This window comes from Anabaena sp. CCY 9613, from assembly GCF_963920895.1.
In the GTDB taxonomy this organism is placed as follows: domain Bacteria; phylum Cyanobacteriota; class Cyanobacteriia; order Cyanobacteriales; family Nostocaceae; genus Cyanocohniella.
This window is the reverse complement of sequence record NZ_CAWUDE010000002.1, coordinates 162,903-184,055: the sequence shown is the minus strand read 5'-3', so window position 1 is coordinate 184,055 and position 21,153 is coordinate 162,903. Positions and strand designations below refer to the sequence as shown.

The window sequence follows — 21,153 nt, the reverse complement described above, 5'->3', positions numbered from 1 at the left end:
ACTTTTTATGTATGTAGTAATTGACCAATAGAGCTTGTGAATAATTATACTTTTATTAATAGTCTCAAGAGACAGCCTCAAGACATATTGTAAAACACAAGCCACTGGGCAAGAAAACATTGACTGAACCTGAAAATTAGTTTTGGTGGATTTTGGTAAATTTCCGATAACAAAAAGCGATACGATACTAGGCAGGAAGTGTCTAATGGTGGCCAATGTAGTCACTGATGAACTTCCGGTGTATTCAAGAGCCAGTGTAACCTAATGTCGGCTTCTGTTATAACCGTAGAAACGCAAAAAGACCTTTCTCATAAGTTAATTATCCAGCGACCCTCTGCTGGCTTATCTTTACAAGGTTGTATTCGTGTACCAGGGGATAAATCTATATCCCATCGAGCTTTGATGTTAGGAGCGATCGCCCAGGGTGAAACTGAGATCCAAGGGTTGCTGTTAGGTGAAGATCCCCGCAGTACCGCTAGCTGTTTTCAAGCTATGGGGGCGGAAATTTCGCCATTGAACACAGAATTAGTCCGGGTGCAGGGCATTGGTTTAGGCAACTTACAAGAACCAGTGGATGTGTTGAATGCTGGTAACTCTGGTACCACACTGAGGCTGATGTTGGGTTTGTTGGCATCCCATCCAGGACGATTTTTCACTGTGACAGGTGATAGTTCCCTGCGATCTCGTCCCATGTCGCGGGTAGTGAAACCTTTGCAACAAATGGGCGCCCAAATTTGGGGACGCAAAGGCAATTCTTTAGCACCTTTAGCAATCCAAGGACAAGTCCTCAAACCGACTCATTACCATTCCCCCATTGCTTCAGCCCAAGTCAAATCCTGCGTATTGCTGGCTGGGTTACTCACCGAAGGAAAAACCACCGTCACCGAACCAGCCCTTTCCCGTGACCACAGTGAAAGGATGCTGCGGGCCTTTGGTGCAGAACTCAGCATTGATCCAGAAACTAACAGTGTGACTGTGGTGGGCCCAGCGCAACTACACGGGCAAAAAGTCATCGTCCCAGGGGATATCAGTTCGGCGGCTTTTTGGTTAGTGGCTGGGGCCATTGTCCCTAATTCGGAACTAGTGATAGAAAACGTCGGTGTCAATCCCACCCGCATCGGTATATTAGAAGCCTTAGAACTCATGGGGGCTGATATTCAACTGGAAAATCAACGAGAAGTCGCCGGGGAACCAGTAGCAGATTTACGGGTACGTTCCAGTCGGTTAAAAAGCTGCACCATTGCCGGTGATATCGTCCCCAGAATGATTGATGAAATTCCTATTTTGGCTGTTGCGGCAGTATTTGCCGAAGGTACAACCATAATTCGAGATGCAGCCGAGTTGCGAGTCAAAGAAAGCGATCGCATCACCGTCATGGCCCAGCAACTCAATAAAATGGGAGCGCAAGTCAGTGAATTACCCGACGGGATGGAAATCACTGGTGGTACACCCTTAGTTGGTACTGATGTCGATAGCCACACAGATCATCGCATTGCCATGAGCCTAGCGATCGCATCTCTTGTCTCCACCGGAATCACCACTATTCACCGTGCAGAAGCAGCCGCAATTTCCTACCCAGACTTTACAGCTACCCTGCAAAAAGTAGTAAGTGAACAGTAAAAGTCAAGGGGGCGAAAGATTTTGATCTTAGTGCAAGAACTTCCCCCCTGCTTTTTTCCTCCCACTCCCCACTCCCGTATTTTTATTTACATTCTAAAGATTCACGAGTATCTGCACCAGTTTGAGAATTCACACCACTAGCTTGAGTACAGAGTTTTTTGATCTGTGGCCCATCTAAAATTGCATTGGTAAAATCAGCACCAGTGATGTCAACATTATCAAAGACAGAACGTAGCATCATGGCATTGGTAAAGACTGCATCACTTAAATCAGCCCCCTTAAACTGGGTCAGATAAGCTATACCCTCACTAAAATCTACCCCATGTAGATTTACGCCTTCCAAGAGAGAGCCATTAAACACGCCACCACGAAAATCAGCGTTACTAAAATTAGTATTCTTTAAAATTACATTAGTAAACTCAGTCCCGTTCAAATTTTGACCAGAGTAATCTTGAGCCTCAACTTCCTCACCTACAGAACGGGTAATACTAGAAGAACTAGCGGCTTGCGCTGTTAGGGGGAACAAAAAAATCACCATAGCTAAAACCAAGCTAGCCAGTAGTTGCTTATACTTCATAATCTCTTGTTAACAAATCTCAACACTTCCACTATTAACTATTAAACCTTACCGGAAAGTCCATTAGTTCAGAAGATTGAGAAATTGGGGATGTCAAAAGAGGCAGGGGAGCAGGGAGCAAGGGGGAGAAGTATATAGTACAGTCCTTGCGAGTTATCTTTAAATTGCACCGCCGTACTTACTAATTTGTTCTAGCTGTAATAAAATCGGCGATCGCCATTAAAGGAATTGCCTTTTCTTCAAAGCAAACCAGTTCTGCTTTTGCTTGCTCAACCAATTGCTGTGCTTTCAATTTTGATTCCTCAAGACCCCATAAACTGGGATACGTGACTTTCTGTGCCTTTTCATCTTTGCCTGGAGTTTTGCCAAGTTCTTCTTGTGTTCCAATTACATCCAAAACATCATCAACAATTTGAAAAGCTAGACCAACATACGAAGCATAGCGAGAAAGCTTTTGCAAAACTTCGTTGTCAGCTCCCGCCAACATTGCACCAGAAACCACGGAAGCCTTCAACAAAGCACCTGTCTTGTGGGCATGAATAAAGTTAAGGGTTTCTATATCAATATTTTGTAATCCTTCACATTGCAGATCAACAACTTGGCCACCGACTAAACCCGCTGCGCCGATGGCATGAGCCAACTGGGAAATCATCTGCACTAATCGGGAAGCCGGAACTCCTTGAGTTTGAACCACAATAAACTCAATGGCATAGGCTAAAAGTGCATCCCCTGCGAAAATAGCGATTGGGTCACCATAAACCTTATGATTGGTTAATTTTCCACGACGATAGTCATCATTATCCATTGCAGGTAAGTCATCATGGATGAGAGAAAAGGTATGAATCATTTCCAGCGCACAGGCAGTAGGCATTGCCATGTCTAGTGTGCCTCCTGCAAGTTCACAACTAGCTAGACAAAGAATTGGGCGCAGGCGTTTTCCTCCAGCCAATAGGGAATACCGCATGGACTCATAGAGTATTTCTGGATAGACAACATTAATTGATCGTTCTAGTGCTGCTTCCACCAAGTCACGCCGTTGAGATAAATAGGCTTTTAAATCAATGGCAATTTCCCCCAAAGATGACTTTTTAATTCCTTGAGTATTTAGCATCAATAATTCTCCTCAATACTTTTTAAAACGTGAAATAAAATCCAGAATGATCATAGTTCCCAAATGCTCCACCCTTTTCCTCAGCGCCCGATTTCCACATCTTCGAGGATGCCGAGTGCGTCAGGGACAAGGACGGCTGCGGAGTAGTAGGCGGTGACGAGGTAGGAGATAATAGCCTTTTCGCTGATGCCCATGAATCGGACAGACAAGCTAGGTTGGTATTCATCGGGGATACCAGTTTGATGAAGTCCAATTACGCCCTCGTCTTTCTCACCGGTGCGGAGGACAAGGATGGAACTGGTCTGAGTCTTGGTGATGGGGATTTTGTTGCAGGGAAGGATGGGTACACCGCGCCAGGCGGCCACCATGTGTCCATCCAGGTCGATGCTTTCTGGATAGATGCCGAGACGGTTGCACTCCCGACCGAAGGCGGCGATGGTGCGGGGATGAGCTAGGAAGAACTTCGACTTCCGCCGCCGGGTAAGCAATTCGTCGAGGTCGTCGGGGGTGGGTGGCCCGTTGCGAGTGTGGATGCGCTGTTTGAGGTCGGCGTTGTGTAGCAAACCGAATTCGCGGTTGTTGATTAATTCGTTTTCTTGACGTTCCCGCAATGCTTCGATAGTCAGCCGCAGTTGTTGTTCGGTCTGGTTCATGGGTTCGTTGTACAGATCCGCCACCCGACTATGCACCCGCAACACTGTTTGAGCCACACTCAACTGATATTCGCGGGGTGAAAGTTCGTAATCTACAAAGGTTCCTGGCAACTCAAGCTCGCCAATATACCCTGAAGTTACCTCAATGGAAGCTTCACCGTACTTGTTCTGTGGGACTTGTGGACGGTTTCTGAAGCGATCAACGTGAGCCTGTAGCGTCTCGGACTGGTTGAGCAGTTCTCGAAACGCCTGTTGTGGTAACGCCAACACCGTACAGCGAGTCAGAGCTTGGACTGTGAAATCCCAATTGCTCTGGGACTCTACCAAGATGCGATCGCCAAAATGATCACCGTCGGCTAGCACACCTAACAAACTTTGCCGATCGTACTCGCCAACACCAATTTTGTTGACTTTACCATGTGCGATCAGAAACACTTGATTGGCTGGTTGACCTACCTCAACAATGATGTCGCCTGGTGCAAATTCCCGCTGCACAAAGCGACTGGACAAAGCAGTCAAAACTTCAATATCATCAAAACCTCGTAGTAAAGGTAACTCAGTAAGTTCTTGAGGAATTACCTGTACATCGGCTCCGGTGTTGATGAAAGTTACTCGCCCATCACCCACAGCATAGGTCAATCGACGGTTCACTCGATATGTGCCACCTTTAGTCTGCACCCACGGCAACATTTTTAATAACCACCGCGAGCTAATATTCTGCATCTGCGGTGCAGATTTAGTCGTTGTGGACAAATTACGCGCCGCTGCGGTACTCAAACTCAGTTGCGGTTGTCCACTTTCAACATCTAAATTTGACTCAATAGATTCTGTCATTAGTTTATCCTCTAGTTACTAATAAAAGTGCCTGACCCATAAGTGAGAGGTTAAGGTTATTAGAATTTTCTCAATAAGTAATGTTGCCAAATAGATGATCTGGCTGGGTGTAAACTAACCCATGAACTTAACGTTTGCGTGAAAAACTCGTGGATTTGACACTTAATTTTCAGCCTCATTTCTCATTAACAAAAATCATTTTGCTTTAACCTCTCATGAATATTTAGCGCCCGATTTCTACATCTTCGAGGATGCCGAGTGCATCAGGAACGAGGACGGCTGCGGAGTAGTAAGCGGTGACGAGATAGGAGATAATAGCTTTTTCGCTGATGCCCATGAATCGGACAGACAAACTGGGTTGGTATTCATCAGGAATACCAGTTTGGTGCAGGCCGATCACCCCTTGTTGTTCCACACCAGTACGCAGCAAGAGGATGGAACTAGTGCGGGTATTGGTAATGGGGATTTTGTTACAGGGAAAGATGGGTATGCCTCGCCAAGCGGGTACTCGGTGTCCGCCCAGATCGATGCTTTGTGGATAGATGCCAAGACGATTGCACTCCCGACCGAAGGCAGCAATGGTGCGGGGATGAGCCAGGAAGAAGCCCGGATCTTTCCATACTGTGCCTAATAATTCGTCGAGGTCATCGGGGGTGGGTGGACCGTTGCGAGTGTGGATGCGTTGTTTGAGGTCAGCGTTGTGTAGCAACCCGAATTCGCGGTTGTTGATTAATTCGTTTTCTTGACGTTCTTTCAATGCTTCGATAGTCAGCCGCAGTTGTTGTTCGGTCTGGTTCATGGGTTCGTTGTACAGATCCGCCACCCGACTATGCACCCGCAACACTGTTTGAGCCACACTCAACTGATATTCGCGGGGTGAAAGTTCGTAATCTACAAAGGTTCCTGGCAACTCAAGCTCGCCAATATACCCTGAAGTTACCTCAATGGAAGCTTCACCGTACTTGTTCTGTGGGACTTGTGGACGGTTTCTGAAGCGATCAACGTGAGCCTGTAGCGTCTCGGACTGGTTGAGCAGTTCTCGAAACGCCTGTTGTGGTAACGCCAACACCGTACAGCGAGTCAGAGCTTGGACTGTGAAATCCCAATTGCTCTGGGACTCTACCAAGATGCGATCGCCAAAATGATCACCGTCGGCTAGCACACCTAACACGGTCTGTTCGTCATACTCACCAACACCAATTTTGTTGACTTTACCATGTGCGATCAGGAACACTTGATTGGCTGGTTGATCTACCTCAACAATGGTGTCACCAGGGGCAAATTCCTGCTGCAAAAACCGACCTGCCAAAGCAGTCAAAACTTCAACATCATCAAACCCTCGTAGTAAGGGCAACTCACAGAGTTCCTGGGGAATTACCCGCACCTCCGCTCCAGTGTTGGTGAAAGTCACCCGCCCATCACCCACAGCATAGGTCAATCGACGGTTCACTCGATACGTGCCACCTTTGGTCTGCACCCACGGCAACATCTTCAACAACCACCGCGAGGTAATACCCTGCATCTGTGGTGCCGATTTAGTAGTTGTGGACAAATTCCGCGCTGCTGCGGTACTCAAACTCAGTTGCGGTTGTCCACTTTCAACATCTAAATTTGACTCAATAGATTCTGTCATAACCTAACCTTCTACTCTTTATTTACTAAAAAAACTGATTGCACTCGCTCAAATAATCTTGGACTCACACCACCAAACTCTATTCACCACCAAAAGAACCCGACCCCACTTGACCAACAATTGAACTTATACCCCCTGCACCGACCAATGATCTGATCCGCGCCGCCGAAGTACCTAACCCTGTAGGGCCAGTGAGCAACCGCTTTTCTGGTGAACTATTACGCAATTCAAATTCCTTATAGCGATCCACCGTCACATGCCACTTGAGTACACCGCACATCCACTGCTGTAGTTTCTCAACGTAGCCTTGCAGTTTCTCGCGAGTACTTGCATCCAGGTTGAAATCATCAAAAAGGGACGGCAGTTCGGTGGCCACAATGTGTTCAAACTGGCGCGCCCGACAAGTCATCAGTCCCTTGACAACCTCAACGGCTTGGGACAAATCACAGTTGAGAAATTGCTGAACGACCAGCACGCCGTTATTGAGTTCGCCCTCGAATTCTATTTCTTTCTGGTAAGAGAAGATATCGTTGGTCAAACACGCGAAGTCGGCGGCCGAATTATCCAGCTGGCGCATCGGTCGGGTGCGGTAGATCTCCGGCGGAATCTCGTCGCCCTGAGATAATCGAGACAGGCTCATGGTTAAATCCGAGCCAAAGGTCTTACGGCGCATCTCAACATAATCTATCGGGTCTGGAATCCGATTTTGGATCTGGTTGGCAAGTTCCCATAACCAGCTTTCGGTCATGTCTTCGATAGCACGACGGAACTGACGCTGGGCGTTTGCGGACATAGGGCCGGCTGTACGAGACCACAGATCAGCCAAGCCGCATTCCACTGGGTTGGTCGGTTCGGGAATAGGACTGGTATCAAGAGGCATGAAAGCCGACAGTCGGGCGTTGAACACTTTCGCACCTGCCATGTTGCGGCTGTGCCCATAGAGCGCCGGGAAGTAATCATCAGCATAAGTTCCCCAAACCAACCAGCACGCCGTTATATTTAGCTCAGAAGCAGACGCATTGGGATGGATCAACGCACCGCATAAGGCCACGTCAGCAACATCGAATTTGTGGTCATCCCAGATGACGGCATCAGGAATGCCAGGTAGTGCGTCCAGCATCCCTATTTGGCGCGCCCATTCCTTGGAATGCTGCCGCGCGGCATCCAGATGGCGATTCAAACTTGTGGAGAACGGCATGTAAAACTGCGGTAGTGTCACTGGGCCCACAGCCTGGTATGGAACGTGAGTGAAACTCTTGAGCCTTGCTAAACCCAAGGCAGCATGTAACGAGCCAATCCGCGCCGCCGATGTACCCAGTCCTGTGGGCCCGCCTAGAAGTAATGTAGGTGTAGAAGAATTGTCCCCTCCTTTATTCATGTAGCGGCTTGACCTCATATGCCACTCATGACCACCCGACTGCCAATCCTGAAGTCCTTTGATATATAACAGAACGTTGACGCGAGCTACCGGGTCTAGTCCGTATTCTTCAAACAGGGATGGTAGCTCTGTGATGGCGGTGTTATCGAACTGCTGTAGCCGTGAAGTTAGCAGTTCATTGGTGAGGTTAGCTGCCTCCTGTGTACTCACATTGAGAAATCGCTCAAAGACCAAGACGCAGTTAGCATTCTCCCCTTCCTCCTCTACTTCTCTCTGATAGGAGAACAGATCATTACGAAGATGCACCCCATCGGCAAATGTGTCTTTGAGTACACGCATCGGTCGAGTTGTGGCGATTTCAGCCGGTATCTCCACAAACACGGCGTGTTCGACGAGATCTGCTGACCACGGAGCGCCACCAACCTTGCGGCGCATCTCAATGTATTCGATGGGATTAGCAACCCGATCCTGGCGGATATTCGAGAGTTCCCACAGAGATTCTTCGAGGAGATGCTTGGTACTCTCGGAGAACCGGAGCCGCCAGTCCGCAGACTTGGTGAACGCAGTGCGAAACCACAGGTCGGCCAAGCCTCGCTCTACGGGGTTGGTGGGTACTGGAAGGGTGTCGGTGGGGTATACTGGCATGAATGTCGGTAGTCTGGCGAGATATTCCTTCGCCCCAGCCATGTCTTGGGTGCGCTTGTATATTTCTAGGAAGTGATCATCAAAGAAGAACACCCAAACATACCAGTCGGTTACTAGGTCAAGTTCCGTACCTGGCGCATCTGGATGGGTATAGGAGCAAAGTAAGGCGTAGTCGTGGGCATCGAATGTCCGCTCGTCCCAGATAGCCGAGCTTTGGGCTTCTTCGGGTGAACCAAGTATCCCCATTTGGTAAGCCCACGCTTTGGAATGTACTCGCGCCGCTTCCAGATTTGGGTTCAGCCGTGCGGGCCAAGGCATATAAAAATCTGGCAGTTCAAAGGGTTGCATGATCTGCGCGTAACCTCCTTGGGGGTCTTTTTGCTGTCTTTATTTCGTGGCTGATTTGAACACTATTGGGGTTCACGAGCATTTTCACCACCCTAGCTACATCCCCACATCTGGTTTGCTTGTGGTGGTTCGTGTCAAGGTGATAATACAAGATATTTCTAATCCAAATAACGAACTATGTATGTTTTATTTGAAGTTCCCCATCCCAAAAAATAGGGCAGTTAAAAAACTTGTTTAAATCATTACTTATTTCCGATGTCGGCAGATAAATTTTTAGGGAATCATCCTGTTTCTTTAACTTTTCATAGTTAGAAGAAAAAAGCAATCCGTAGATTGAAGTCCTTAACTAAATAATTTAATAATTAATTGCCAAGGGATGAGACAGTTAAGACAGTTAAGACAGTTAAGCAAATATTTAAATCAAAAATGGTAAGATCAGAAGACAGTTAAGACAGTTAAGCAGATAGTTAAAAGATTTATTAAAAAATAATTATTAATTGTAAATTTTAAACAACTGATGTTGATTAATAGGGAATAACCTTGTTGCTTAAATAAGTAAGTTTGCAGGAATAAATCAAACTATCTTTCAGTCATACCGGTTCGATGTGAGGTGGTACATTAACACCCTGAAGCTGGAAGCCCGTAGCTCAAAAACAACTAAGAGAAGATCAAGGTGCAAAAGATGCGATCGCAGGGCCCAATAATCGTGCCGTAGGATATATAGATGTTGATATGCGATCGCACAAATACCTGTGGCTCATCAAGAAGATATTACTCAATCCTTGGCACGAACTTTTTTATATCAACTCGGTGTAGAACTCAAAGCCCGCTTTACCAGTTTTGGCGGTTGGGAAATGCCTGTCCAATTTTCTGGTATTAGTCACGAACATGCGGCGGTGAGAAATGACGCTGGCATGTTCGATATTTCCCACATGGGTAAATTTACCCTGGAAGGTCAACATTTAATTGACCAACTTCAGCGTTTGGTACCTTCAGACTTGCAGCGGTTACAACCAGGTCAAGCACAATACACCGTGTTGTTAAATCCCCAGGGCGGTATTATTGACGACATTATTGTTTATTATCAGGGAGAAGATCATACTGGTACACAAAGAGCTGCGATCGTTGTTAACGCGGCAACCACTGATAAAGACAAAACATGGCTATTACAAAACCTTGATTTAAATCAGGTACAGTTCCAAGACCTTTCACCAGAAAAAGTATTAATTGCTGTGCAAGGGCCAACAGCGCTTAAATATCTCCAACCTTGGGTACAAGAAGACTTACAACCAATTCCCGCTTTTGGACATCTTAATACCACCATTCTGAGTCAACCTGCCTTTGTCGCTCGTACAGGGTACACAGGAGAAGATGGCTTTGAAGTGATGCTAGATCCAGATGAGGGCAAACAATTATGGCAAAAGCTGCATCAAGCTGGTGTTACTCCTTGCGGACTGGGCGCAAGAGACACCCTAAGATTAGAAGCAGCAATGGCACTCTACGGGCAAGATATTGACGACAACACAACCCCCTTAGAGGCTGGTTTGGGCTGGCTAGTTCACCTCGATACCAAAGGTGATTTTATCGGTCGGGAAGTTTTAGCACAGCAAAAAGCCGAGGGGGTACAACGCCGACTCATTGGCTTACAAATGTCAGGACGGAATATTGCCCGTCATGGCTACCCAGTTTTATCAGCAGGGCAAGTGGTGGGAGAGGTAACTAGTGGAACTTTGTCGCCTACACTAGGTTATCCCATTGCCTTAGCTTATGTTCCTACCCAGCTAGCAAAAGTGGGGCAGTCGCTAGAAGTAGAAATCCGTGGTAAAGCTTACCCAGGTGTTGTGGTGAAACGTCCCTTTTATCGTTCAAAAAATCGTGTCACCAATTGATATCCTTTGATGTTTTTAAGGAATAATGTGATTTGAGTTACTCAATCTACAGTATGGTTAATTACCAACCATCACTTGAATGACTTTTGGGGCGTTAATTATTTTGATTTGGAAAGGTAAGTGATATGTCGTTTGAATATCCTCAGGATTTTAGATACCTGGATACTCATGAATACGTAAGACTAGATGGTGAAATTGCTACCATCGGCATTACTGAGTTTGCAGTAGACCAAATGGGCGATGTCGTATTTTTGGAACTTCCAGACATTGGTGACCTTCTTACTAAAGGAGAAACTTTTGGTTCAATTGAATCTGTAAAAGCTGTAGAAGACCTGAATGCACCAGTGACCGGCACAGTCATAGAACGCAATGAAGCTTTAATTGAATCTCCCGAAGAAGTATCAGACGACCCATACGGTGAAGGCTGGTTCTTAAAAGTGCGCGTCAATGATCCCGATGAAGTCCTGGATGCTTTGACGGCGGATGAGTATCGGGCCCAGGTGGAGGGGGAGTAAGGAAATAGGGCGATGGGGTGATAGATATAACTCTTGTAGTGCGGGCATCTTGCCTGCACCGGACGGGCGAAACGCCCATCCTACAAGATAAATTTAATGCAACATTTTAGCTGTGCCAGTCCAGTAGGGTGCGTTATGGGCTTTAGTCCTAACGCACCGACAAACAAACATTGATGGTGCGGCGCTTGGCGACAACACACCCTACTTGTGAAAGATTTGGGGTGATTAGATCATTTGTGTGTACACTGTAGTTTGTAGGGGAGAGGAATGGAAGCGGGTTTTAAAATCCGTCGAACTCACGTTCCTTTTAACTTTTGAGACGATAAGCAAGTGCAACCCATTCGTTTAAGCGTTCACAATCGATCACCTCGAATCCTGCTTCAGTTAAGGCTGTGGTGACATTTTCTTCATTATCTGTAGTAAAGCCGGCAGTAATTAGCAATCCTGGTTGTGCTTCAGTTTGACGTAGCGCCTGCCGAAAGTCATCAGCGAGGGCAATATGCACCCGTGCTAAAACATTCGCAGCAATCAAATCAAATGTGTCTTTTGCTGCAATTTTTGCCACATTATTCACTGTGTTCCCACCCATCCAATGCCCCATTTCGCTACCACATCCCAGGCTACCTTGCATCACCTGTACTTGCGCCCCTACACCATTAAGACGTACAACTTCCTGAGTTGCTTGTACTGCAACACTGTCATTATCGAGAGCTAAGACATTAGCACCAAGTTTTGCCATTGCTACACTCAAAATACCTGAACCTGAGCCAAAGTCCAGCACCTGCATATTAGGGATAATGTACCGTTCTAGTAATTGCAGACTAACAATGGTTGCTGGATGTAACCCACTACCAAAGGCGAGAGTTTTCTTGAGTTTTAAAGTGATTTTATCTGCTGTCTCAAATTGATTGGGTGTATCCGAATTTACGACAACAAATCGTTGCCCAATTTCATGTACCAGTGGTTTCAGTACATTCGTATCTTTTTCTGCCACTATAGAAGTTTGAATAGCTGTAGTCAAACCAGTACGCTGTAAAGATGAAAGTAAATTCTCAATTTTTTCTACACGTGTCCGTGAACTAACATCGTAGGGTAAATATAGGCGGATCGTAAATGACCAATCAGAATGAGCCGAGTCCGATTCAGCATATTCTGTAATATAAACATCATTAATATCAATAGTCTCAGCCAACAGCGTACAAACCCAATCAACTGCTTCGTGGGTTGTATCGAGACTTAATTCCATCCAAGACATATGATTTTCCTACTTATATGCTTTCAACAAGCCTTGGCGACGACTAGCCCACCAAGCAAATCCAGCACCAGTCACAAACATTAACAGACTGTAAATTGCCGCAGGAATAGCCATTGTGGGGGTATTGAGTAGTGTTGGCGTAGAGGCGATTGCAATGGCTAAAGTCCCATTTTGAATGCCCACTTCTACTGTAATTGCTGTAGCGGCTTTTTCTCCTAAACGGGTTACAGTGGCGATGGCCAAACCTAAAGCCATTGTCACTACATTCAAAGCCAAAGTCACCCAGCCTACATCTATGATGTAAGAAATGACATTATCTCGTTCTCGCAACAGCACCCCAGTAATTACCACCGCCAAGAAAAATAAAGACAGCCATTTTACAGGTTTATCTGCTTTATCTGCTATTCCTGGTGCATACTTCTTGGTTATCATCCCAATCGCTACAGGTATAAGTGTAATTACTGCTATCTGCAAAACTGTATTTAAAAAAGGTAATTGTAGGGTTGTCCCTTCCCCTAAAAATGTCTGCATTGATAAATTGATTACCAAAGGAATCGTAAAAACCGTAATTAAACTACTAATGGCTGTCAACGTCACAGACAAAGCAACATCGCCCCCAGCCAAAAACGTAATCATATTAGAAGTAGGGCCACCGGGACAGGCTGCTAAAATCATCACACCTACAGCTAATTGCGGCTCCAGGGGAAACACAGAAGCAATGCCAAAACCTACAATCGGCAACATAATTAACTGCGCCACCAAGCCAATCACCACAGCTTTGGGATAGATCACAACTCGCTTGAAGTCATCTAAAGTCAAGGTTAACCCCATACCTAGCATGATGATAAATAAAGCTAGGGGCAGAAAAACAGCCGTCAGAAAGTTGGATTCCATCCTTAACCCGCATTTGTCACAATAAAATTCCCTTTGGATTGTACCGTGTTATCACTTAAATTCCCGCCATTGCCTGGGGGCGATAAATGGTCAATATGATCGTTCTCAAACAGCATCTTGCTATTCCTAAACCATTTGGGCCGAAAGTAAATGATCAATGTCAATTTGAAGCTTACGTTAAAGAGGTGTTAGAACCTTTGAGTTTAGTTTGTCACTTTATCGATGATCACCCCAAGCATTAGAAGCAGAACTGACATTTTTACTTGCAGTCAAGCTATTTGAACTACGCCGACTATCTCTTGGTAAAGCCGCCGCCTTTTGCAATATGAGCAAACCCCAATTCATGTACGAATTAGGGCGTTTGCAGATCCCGGTGATTAATTTAGATGATGATCAAATTGCCGACGAATTACGCGATGATTAACTCCGTAATTGTGGCCGATAGTAGCCCTCTCATCTCCTTGTCAATTATCGCGCAACTAGAACTTCTGCCCCAGGTGTACCAGAAAATATTAATTATTACGCTTACTCACTATTGAGTCGATACAGTTAAAACCTGCGGTGGTGTTGCATCTGGGGGATAGATAAAGTCTACCTCTACTAATCTGCGATCGCCTGGTTTCATATTCAGTAAAACCAAGGGTTCCCCCGGTTGACCTCTCTTTTGAACTAAATGAGTCAATTGAGTCTGAGGACGACCTTGATCATCTCGGTAACGTACCCGCACTGACCCCCGGAAAAATACTTGCGGTGCTGTTGTGGTAAAAAAGCGTAATCCCTGTTTCGTCAAATTGTCTTCTTTGATTGGTGTTTGCACAGATACACTCACTTTTTGAGCATTTTGTGTAGTGTTACGCAAAGGCAACTTAATACTATATTGAATGCCATAGTTGCCATGAGCGCGATAGGCGGTATCGGGATAACGTACCAGCATATTAGCACTTTGGATTTGATTCGTTCCTAAAGTACCACCATGCAAGCTACTTAGAGGGTAGGAAAATGCTTGTCCGGCTTGGGGAATGGTTAAATACCTAGCCTGGGGACCATCCACCACAAAGGATCTCCACTGAGAACCTTGAGCAACTCCGGCTACACGTCCATAAATTCTCGGTTGATTAGAGTCCAAGGGTGTAGGAACTCGATCTCGTGGAGTGGATAATTCACCAGTTTCTAATAAATTTTGCCATTCTTCTAAAGTCGGTGCGCGTTCACTACCATCGGCATTTTGACGGGCAAATAAAGCCATACTAGCCGCATAAACTGTACCACTACTCCGCAACCGCATCAACGTAGAGCGACCATTTAAAGGCGGTGTCAGTTCTCGTACAGGTATAGGTAAATTTAATAACATCTGACTTTGCCCTGGGGGAATGACAATTTGGGCTGGGAAAGATGCTTGTCGTCGTCCCCGCAATACATCAGACGAGGCGCGATCGCCTGGCCCCGCAAAAATATTACCTAAGATATTCCGACTTTGAGATGGTAGTTGAATAAATGGTGCATCTGGTTGACTTAAATAACTCGCCCCTTGCAAAATATCCACCGTCACCGCTTCCGACCCAGGATTATGCAGCATAATTCCTAGATGCAGCGACCTTAAATCTTCTGGTGGATCAGCCTTGGCGACATGGTGGGCAAAAACATCAAATCGCCCCCGAAACGGATAATTTAAATGGGCTTCTGGTACTTTTTTACCATCTGTGGGAAAAGTCGAAAGTAAAATTCCTTCTTTTAAGACCAATTCTGGACTATTGCTGTTAAAAACAGGCACAGTATCCAGTTGTCCCGGTAAAGGACGCACTTGTTGAATTTGTACCACTTCTTCGGGGGGTGGCGTAGCTGGTGTTGATTGAGCGAGTGTGAAACCAAGTAACAATGACAACATAATACTTAGAAAAATGCTTCCCCATAGAGACGCTGATGACTTGATGAAAGTGCCAGATTGTTAATAATTAATAAGAAGTCTGCCAAAATGCCTGGCAAATTTTCTGAATTTAACACGGGAACATGGACAAAAATACATGGTGTTGCGAGTTGATTTTGACACAAGTAATTTAAAACTGCATAGTACAATCCTTCTCTTCGAGACGCTACGCGAACACAAACAAATTTACCGCAGTCGTAACTAATATCAATTGCTGTTGCTCCTGTTACTAATTTTTCCAACTCAACAACTGGAGACAAAACACTTTTACCACAGCTAGCAACCGCTTCCAGACTGAGTTTTGTTCTACTAGCAGCCATACCGCAACAAATAATGTAATGGGGTTGAAGTTCAGAGATTTTTTGAATTACCTGGGAACTTGCCAGATGAACATCCACGGGTAAGCGCCGCAAAAATTTCAAATCATGAGGGAGCGAGTCAACTTTTAGCACTTCCAGTAATAAATCATCCGCAGAATTTGACTGTTGATCACTCAACCAAATCTCAAAAGAAGTTAATAGTATTCTTTTCGCCATAAGAAATATTATTTAAAATAGAAACACCCTCCATAATAAATTTACAAGGAGCCGGTTAATGCCAGTCATTGCAGTCGTAGATTACGATATGGGAAATTTGCACTCAGTCTGCAAAGGTTTAGAAAAAGCTGGAGCAACTCCTAAGATTACTCATGCTGCTAAAGATTTAGCGCTGGCAGATGCTGTAGTATTGCCAGGAGTAGGGGCATTTGATCCCGCAGTCCAACATTTGCGATCGCGTGATTTAGAACAACCCATTAAAGATGTCATCGCCTCTGGTAAACCATTCTTAGGTATCTGTTTGGGATTACAAATTTTATTTGAATCCAGTGCCGAAGGAACTCAACCAGGACTGGGAATTATCCCTGGAAAAGTGCGCCGCTTTCGTCCAGAACCAGGCATTACTATTCCCCACATGGGATGGAATCAACTAGAAATGACGCAACCAAAAAGCCTTTTATGGGAGCATTTGCCAGCTAATCCTTGGGTATATTTTGTGCATTCTTATTATGTTGACCCAACTGACCCTCAAGTTCGTGCAGCAACTGTTACCCACGGTACTCAAACTATCACAGCTGCCATCGCTCGGGAAAACCTGACAGCCGTGCAATTTCACCCAGAAAAATCCTCTAATATCGGATTGCAAATTCTGTCTAATTTTGTTGCCCAAGTCCGCGAAAAAATCGCCGCCTAAACCAACTTTTAACTTAAAATTTTGTCGTTTGTTATTTGTCCTTTGTCATGGTTTTTCCAATGACTAATGACCGATGACCAATGTACTTCTTGCAAAAGTCCTTATTTGCGCCTCTTTCTTTGCGTCTTTGCGCCTTTGCGCGAGACAAAAAAATATTTATGCAAGAGGTCTAATAATCAATGACACTGAGAATTTACGGGAATCGCCAGCTAAAAACATTACCAGGGCAAGCTACTAGACCCACCAGTGCGCGGGTTAGGGAAGCATTGTTCAATATTTGGCAAGGAACAATCGTCGGTTGTCGCTGGCTAGATGTGTGTACAGGTACTGGTTCAATGGGTGCAGAAGCGTTGTGCAGAGGAGCCAGCGTAGTAGTAGGAATAGAAAAATCTAGTCGAGCCTGTGCCATTATTCAACAAAACTGGCAGCAAGTAGCGCATGACGAACAACAATGGAAACTCTGGCGGGGAGATGTCATTCAGCAGTTAAAAAACCTATCAGGCCAGCAGTTTGACAGAATTTACTTTGATCCGCCTTATGCTAGTGAATTGTATCAGCCAGTGTTAGAGGCGATCGCTCACCATAATTTGTTAGCAGTCAATGGTGAAATAGCCGTAGAACACAATCCCCAAGGTTGGACACCGACCGTCATACCCACTTGGGAGATTTGCCGCCACAAGGTTTACGGTAATACTGCACTGACTTTCTATAAAATTATCGATGAAGGAGATAAATCAGGGGAATGAGGGTTATTTTTATGTGCAAGGTTGGCAGCTAATTAATATAAGTATTAGCAACTTCTTTTATGGATGAAGTGGTTATCGTTGAGTACAATCCCCACTGGCCGCTTCTTTTTGCTCAGGAAGCGGCACTCATACTCAAAGTTTTAAATAGTAATCTCATTACTCGTATTGAACACTTCGGCAGTACGGCAATACCAGGTTTAGCCGCAAAACCCATCATTGATTTATTGGTAGGAGTACGTTCCCTGACAGAAGCCAAGCAAGTTGCTGTTTCTCAGTTAGAAGCGCTGGGCTACGCTTATTGGGTTGATAATCCCGATCCTCAACGAATGTTTTTTGTAAAAGGTTTACCACCAAAAGGTTCAGGTCGCAGTCATCATATTCATATGGTTGAGCCAAACAATATATTGTGGGATTGTTTGCTATTTAGAGACTATCTACGTCAACATCCCGACGAAGCAGCGCATTATGCAAAATTAAAACGTCATCTTGCTCAACAGTTTTCCAACGACCGAGAGGCTTACACACTTGAAAAAGCAAATTATGTGCAGGCTATTATGCAAAAAGTACGACAAATGAGAACAAGTTAGGAATGTGGATTTAATAAAATATAGAACCTCACCCCCAACCCCTCTCCTTGGTAAGGAGAGGGGAGACTTTGACGCAAGTCAAAGACGGGGTGAGGTCAAAAACTAGACTTACATGTTATTTAATTCATGTTCCTAAGCATGGGCTTTAAGCCCCACTAAGTTATTAACCCCCCAACTCGTTAGGGCGCTTGTATTGCTTATAAGCAGCGTAAAACAGCCCAGCAAGGGTAACAACAATCAGACCAAGAACAATACCTGAGAGCAGGGGTTCAACCACTTTAAATCTCCTGTTTGCAATTATTCAATATTCGTTACTGCTTTTGATTTTACCAAATTGCGGATGAATCCCTCGCCCTACAGTGTTTTTAGGCAACAAATGATTCGGAAAAATTTATAAATTGTGCTTGCAGACACCATCAAGAACTTTTAAGCTATGTGTAGGAAATAAAAAATTCTTAGTAAACCTCAACATTGACAGCAAACCTTTTGGATAACCAGATTACCAAACCAGAAACTCTGATTCAGTGGATCGCCTCGTTGGCTCTGGTGATACTGCTAGCAGTCCTTTTGGGCATTTTTGGTGTTCAAATGGTTCGAGCATCTGATCCTTATGTCAAAAGTGTTCTTACCCTGACAGGAGATCAAGTTCAAGGACATGCGATTTTTCAAATTAACTGTGCTGGTTGTCATGGACTAGAAGCTGATGGTCTAGTAGGCCCCAGTTTGCAAAATGTATCTAAGCGCAAGTCACGATACAAACTGATTCGTCAAGTGATTAGTGGCGACACCCCGCCAATGCCCAAATTTCAACCCAGTGAGCAAGAAATGGCAGACCTGTTGAGCTATTTGGAGACTTTATAGTCTATTTAAGTTATTAAAGTCAGATAATGCTTGATTTGGCAACTATTTTGCAACTCCCACGGCTTTAAGTTGTGGGATTCTTGGTGAAATGAGGTAACCTTTGCAACTTTTCTCAGGCGATCGCCACGATTTGAGAAAAATTCGATATAAAATCTAAAACTTAAAATCAAAAATCACAATGGCACAGCTAACTCCCAATTCTAGTTTTAGTTTGACTCTGCGCTTACAAATTCCCAATCGTGTGGGGATGTTAGCATCAATTACCCAGGCGATCGCAACTAGTGGTGGTAATCTCGGTCAAATTGATTTAATCGAGCAAACTCGCCACGAATCTACCCGCGATATCACTGTAGATGCTGCTAGTACTGAACATGCAGAAACAATTGTCCAAGCAGTCAAAGCATTACCAGATATTAAAGTCCTCAGTGTCTACGATCGCACTTTTAATTTGCATCGCGGTGGCAAAATCAGCATTGCTAGCAGAATCCCCCTCAAAAGCGTTTCTGATTTAGCAATGGCCTACACACCGGGAGTCGGTCGCATTTGTACCGCCATCGCCCAAGACCCAGAGGAAGTTTACAATTTAACTATTAAACAAAATACTGTAGCCATTGTTACTGATGGTAGCGCCGTTTTAGGTTTGGGAAATCTCGGCCCGTCTGCTGCTTTACCAGTCATGGAAGGTAAAGCCATGCTCTTCAAAGAATTTGCCGGTTTAGATGCTTTTCCTATCTGTCTGGATACCCAAGATACAGATGAAATTGTCCGCACAGTCAAAAATCTCGCGCCAGTGTTTGGCGGTGTGAATTTAGAAGATATTGCTGCTCCCCGTTGCTTTGAAATTGAAAAAAGGTTGCGTCAGGAATTAGATATCCCAGTTTTTCACGATGACCAACATGGTACAGCCATTGTCACCTTAGCTGCATTGTTTAACGCCTTAAAGTTAGTACATAAATCCATCACCGAAATCCGCATTGTGATTAATGGTGCAGGGGCTGCGGGAGTGGCCATCGCCCGATTACTTCGCAAGGCTGGGGCTGAAAAAATTTGGATGTGTGATTCCAAAGGCATTATCTCCACCAGCCGCACCGATTTGACCGCTGAAAAGCAGGAATTTGCCGTGAAAGCCCAAGGGACTTTGGGGGGTGCAATGCAAGGCGCAGATGTGTTTATCGGCGTTAGCGCACCGGGAGTTTTAACCCCAGAAATGGTACAGTCAATGGCCAAAGACCCCATTGTGTTCGCAATGGCTAATCCCATTCCCGAAATCCAGCCAGAATTAGTCAGCAACATTGTCGCTGTCATGGCCACGGGTCGTAGTGACTACCCCAACCAAATTAACAACGTCCTGGCTTTTCCAGGGGTGTTTCGTGGGGCATTAGATTGTCGCGCCCAGACAATTACTACTACCATGTATTTGGAAGCAGCCAGTGCGATCGCTTCCTTAGTCAAACCTTCAGACTTGAATCGAGAACATATTATTCCTTCAGTTTTTGATCAGCGTGTTGTCACAGCCGTCGCTGGTGCTGTACAACAAGCCGCCCGTCAAGAAGGGATTGCCCGCAGTTAAATTGCAGGGAGTGGGGAATGGGGGACAAGATTTTGATACTAGTGTAAACTCTTTTCCCCCTGCAACGCCACTTGCTATAAGTCAGCACAGCCGCCCAACGCAGTGGCTCCCCTGCACCCTGCACCCCTGCTTCTTCCCCCTACTCCCTACTTCCTACTTCCTTACTTACATGAATTACTACTTTATCTATGACGGGAATTGCAATCTCTGCGTCACCTTAGTCCAGTTGCTAGAAAATTTAGATCAAGGAAAAATTTTTCGCTACGCCCCCATGCAAGATGAACAAACACTGGCACAGTGGGGAGTAACATTTCAAGATTGCGAACAAGGAATGATTTTAATTGATGCTGATGCACCCCAAAGACGTTGGCAAGGAAGTGATGCGGCTGAGGAAATTGGGCAGCTATTGCCATTGGGAGGTCTATTCATAGAAGCTTATCGAGCATTACCTGGGATGAAATGGGTAGGCGATCGCTTTTATGAACAAATCCGCGACAACCGCTATAATGTGTTCGGCAAGCGTACAAGTACATATCAATCAGCTTATTGTGTTGATGGTAGTTGTAAGACAGAAAATTAAAGATGATTGGTGCTTTTTTGCGACCCGTGAACCTGGCATTTGTCTTGGTAATAGCTTGTGTTTTCATGATTACGGGTTGTCAGATTACTCAATTTAATCTCAACCAAGCTCGCAATGCTAAGGGAGAGCCGTTTGTAGACCCCATTAAATCCCGGTGGTTTAATAACTTGGTTTTTAGGCAAGCAGTCGCTTATGCTATTAACCGCGATCGCATGAAGACAAATATTTATCGGGGATTAGGTGAACTCCAACATTCACCAGTTGAACCTAACCTACTATCTTTATTTTGGCAGGTTGAACTCA

The 21,153-nt window shown here is 45.1% G+C and carries 21 protein-coding genes and 1 pseudogene; 12 read left to right on the top strand and 10 right to left on the bottom strand.

The features are described from left to right. Positions 1 to 264: 264 nt before the first annotated feature. Positions 265 to 1,620: a 3-phosphoshikimate 1-carboxyvinyltransferase gene (aroA, locus tag ACM0OT_RS02650; protein WP_414562492.1), complete on the top strand. Its 1,356-nt coding sequence runs from the start codon at positions 265 to 267 to the stop codon at positions 1,618 to 1,620. A gap of 82 nt (positions 1,621 to 1,702) precedes the next feature. Here aroA and ACM0OT_RS02645 read toward each other — a convergent pair whose 3' ends face one another. From ACM0OT_RS02645 to ACM0OT_RS02625, 5 genes are all read right to left on the bottom strand, one after another. Beyond that, positions 1,703 to 2,197, bottom strand: coding sequence for a pentapeptide repeat-containing protein (locus ACM0OT_RS02645; protein ID WP_414562490.1), 495 nt, complete (start codon positions 2,195 to 2,197; stop codon positions 1,703 to 1,705). A gap of 181 nt (positions 2,198 to 2,378) precedes the next feature. Beyond that, entirely contained in the window at positions 2,379 to 3,308 is a 930-nt protein-coding gene (gene crtE, locus ACM0OT_RS02640) for a geranylgeranyl diphosphate synthase CrtE (RefSeq protein WP_414562489.1), read from the bottom strand. Positions 3,309 to 3,388: 80 nt separating this feature from the next. Continuing rightward, entirely contained in the window at positions 3,389 to 4,795 is a 1,407-nt protein-coding gene (locus ACM0OT_RS02635; RefSeq protein WP_414562487.1) for a family 2B encapsulin nanocompartment shell protein, read from the bottom strand. Positions 4,796 to 5,018: 223 nt separating this feature from the next. Continuing rightward, positions 5,019 to 6,428: a family 2B encapsulin nanocompartment shell protein gene (locus tag ACM0OT_RS02630; RefSeq protein WP_414562485.1), complete on the bottom strand. Its 1,410-nt coding sequence runs from the start codon at positions 6,426 to 6,428 to the stop codon at positions 5,019 to 5,021. A 79-nt stretch (positions 6,429 to 6,507) separates the two neighbouring features. Beyond that, positions 6,508 to 8,799, bottom strand: a complete 2,292-nt coding sequence (locus ACM0OT_RS02625; RefSeq protein WP_414562483.1) for a family 2 encapsulin nanocompartment cargo protein terpene cyclase — start codon at positions 8,797 to 8,799, stop codon at positions 6,508 to 6,510. 752 nt (positions 8,800 to 9,551) lie between these two features. Between ACM0OT_RS02625 and gcvT the strand changes: the two genes are divergently transcribed. Then, positions 9,552 to 10,688: a glycine cleavage system aminomethyltransferase GcvT gene (gene gcvT, locus ACM0OT_RS02620; protein ID WP_414562481.1), complete on the top strand. Its 1,137-nt coding sequence runs from the start codon at positions 9,552 to 9,554 to the stop codon at positions 10,686 to 10,688. Positions 10,689 to 10,813: 125 nt separating this feature from the next. Next, positions 10,814 to 11,203 (top strand): glycine cleavage system protein GcvH, encoded by a 390-nt coding sequence (gcvH, locus tag ACM0OT_RS02615; RefSeq protein ID WP_414562479.1) that lies wholly within the window; start codon positions 10,814 to 10,816, stop codon positions 11,201 to 11,203. A 307-nt stretch (positions 11,204 to 11,510) separates the two neighbouring features. Here gcvH and ACM0OT_RS02610 read toward each other — a convergent pair whose 3' ends face one another. Next, entirely contained in the window at positions 11,511 to 12,458 is a 948-nt protein-coding gene (locus ACM0OT_RS02610) for a 50S ribosomal protein L11 methyltransferase (RefSeq protein WP_414562477.1), read from the bottom strand. 9 nt (positions 12,459 to 12,467) lie between these two features. Continuing rightward, positions 12,468 to 13,352 (bottom strand): bile acid:sodium symporter family protein, encoded by an 885-nt coding sequence (locus ACM0OT_RS02605; protein WP_414562476.1) that lies wholly within the window; start codon positions 13,350 to 13,352, stop codon positions 12,468 to 12,470. A gap of 86 nt (positions 13,353 to 13,438) precedes the next feature. Here ACM0OT_RS02605 and ACM0OT_RS02600 point away from each other — a divergent pair, with 86 nt between their 5' ends. Next, positions 13,439 to 13,594 (top strand): protein-arginine deiminase family protein, encoded by a 156-nt coding sequence (locus ACM0OT_RS02600; RefSeq protein ID WP_414562475.1) that lies wholly within the window; start codon positions 13,439 to 13,441, stop codon positions 13,592 to 13,594. Between the two features lie 8 nt (positions 13,595 to 13,602). Then, entirely contained in the window at positions 13,603 to 13,776 is a 174-nt protein-coding gene (locus tag ACM0OT_RS02595; protein ID WP_414562847.1) for a UPF0175 family protein, read from the top strand. A gap of 108 nt (positions 13,777 to 13,884) precedes the next feature. Here ACM0OT_RS02595 and ACM0OT_RS02590 read toward each other — a convergent pair whose 3' ends face one another. Together ACM0OT_RS02590 and ACM0OT_RS02585 are read right to left on the bottom strand one after the other, a co-directional pair. Next, positions 13,885 to 15,237 carry a DUF3370 domain-containing protein gene (locus tag ACM0OT_RS02590; RefSeq protein ID WP_414562473.1) on the bottom strand — a complete coding sequence of 451 codons (1,353 nt, stop codon included), beginning with the start codon at positions 15,235 to 15,237 and terminating at the stop codon, positions 13,885 to 13,887. A 5-nt stretch (positions 15,238 to 15,242) separates the two neighbouring features. Then, a complete protein-coding gene (locus tag ACM0OT_RS02585) occupies positions 15,243 to 15,812 on the bottom strand; it encodes a peptidase C15 (protein ID WP_414562472.1) in 570 nt (189 codons plus the stop codon). Positions 15,813 to 15,870: 58 nt separating this feature from the next. Between ACM0OT_RS02585 and hisH the strand changes: the two genes are divergently transcribed. The 3 genes from hisH to ACM0OT_RS02570 all read left to right on the top strand — a co-directional run bounded on the left by hisH (position 15,871) and on the right by ACM0OT_RS02570 (position 17,839). Next, positions 15,871 to 16,506: an imidazole glycerol phosphate synthase subunit HisH gene (hisH, locus tag ACM0OT_RS02580; protein WP_414562470.1), complete on the top strand. Its 636-nt coding sequence runs from the start codon at positions 15,871 to 15,873 to the stop codon at positions 16,504 to 16,506. 179 nt (positions 16,507 to 16,685) lie between these two features. Next, the gene (gene rsmD, locus ACM0OT_RS02575) at positions 16,686 to 17,252 is read left to right on the top strand and encodes a 16S rRNA (guanine(966)-N(2))-methyltransferase RsmD (RefSeq protein ID WP_414562468.1); all 567 of its coding nucleotides are present in this window, start codon (positions 16,686 to 16,688) and stop codon (positions 17,250 to 17,252) included. 59 nt (positions 17,253 to 17,311) lie between these two features. Beyond that, positions 17,312 to 17,839 (top strand): GrpB family protein, encoded by a 528-nt coding sequence (locus tag ACM0OT_RS02570; RefSeq protein ID WP_414562466.1) that lies wholly within the window; start codon positions 17,312 to 17,314, stop codon positions 17,837 to 17,839. A gap of 163 nt (positions 17,840 to 18,002) precedes the next feature. On the opposite strand, the gene petG is transcribed toward ACM0OT_RS02570, so the two are convergent. Then, complete coding sequence (gene petG / locus ACM0OT_RS02565; RefSeq protein WP_010995538.1) at positions 18,003 to 18,116, bottom strand: cytochrome b6-f complex subunit V; 114 nt, start codon at positions 18,114 to 18,116, stop codon at positions 18,003 to 18,005. A 209-nt stretch (positions 18,117 to 18,325) separates the two neighbouring features. Between petG and ACM0OT_RS02560 the strand changes: the two genes are divergently transcribed. The 4 genes and pseudogenes from ACM0OT_RS02560 to ACM0OT_RS02545 form a co-directional block, all read left to right on the top strand. Continuing rightward, positions 18,326 to 18,700 (top strand): c-type cytochrome, encoded by a 375-nt coding sequence (locus ACM0OT_RS02560; protein WP_414543464.1) that lies wholly within the window; start codon positions 18,326 to 18,328, stop codon positions 18,698 to 18,700. Positions 18,701 to 18,878: 178 nt separating this feature from the next. Beyond that, complete coding sequence (locus ACM0OT_RS02555) at positions 18,879 to 20,270, top strand: malic enzyme-like NAD(P)-binding protein (protein ID WP_414562464.1); 1,392 nt, start codon at positions 18,879 to 18,881, stop codon at positions 20,268 to 20,270. A gap of 169 nt (positions 20,271 to 20,439) precedes the next feature. Continuing rightward, positions 20,440 to 20,850: a thiol-disulfide oxidoreductase DCC family protein gene (locus tag ACM0OT_RS02550; protein ID WP_414562462.1), complete on the top strand. Its 411-nt coding sequence runs from the start codon at positions 20,440 to 20,442 to the stop codon at positions 20,848 to 20,850. Positions 20,851 to 20,939: 89 nt separating this feature from the next. Beyond that, positions 20,940 to 21,113 (top strand): annotated as a pseudogene (locus ACM0OT_RS02545) (ABC transporter substrate-binding protein); the annotation flags it as partial. Positions 21,114 to 21,153 lie beyond the last annotated feature (40 nt).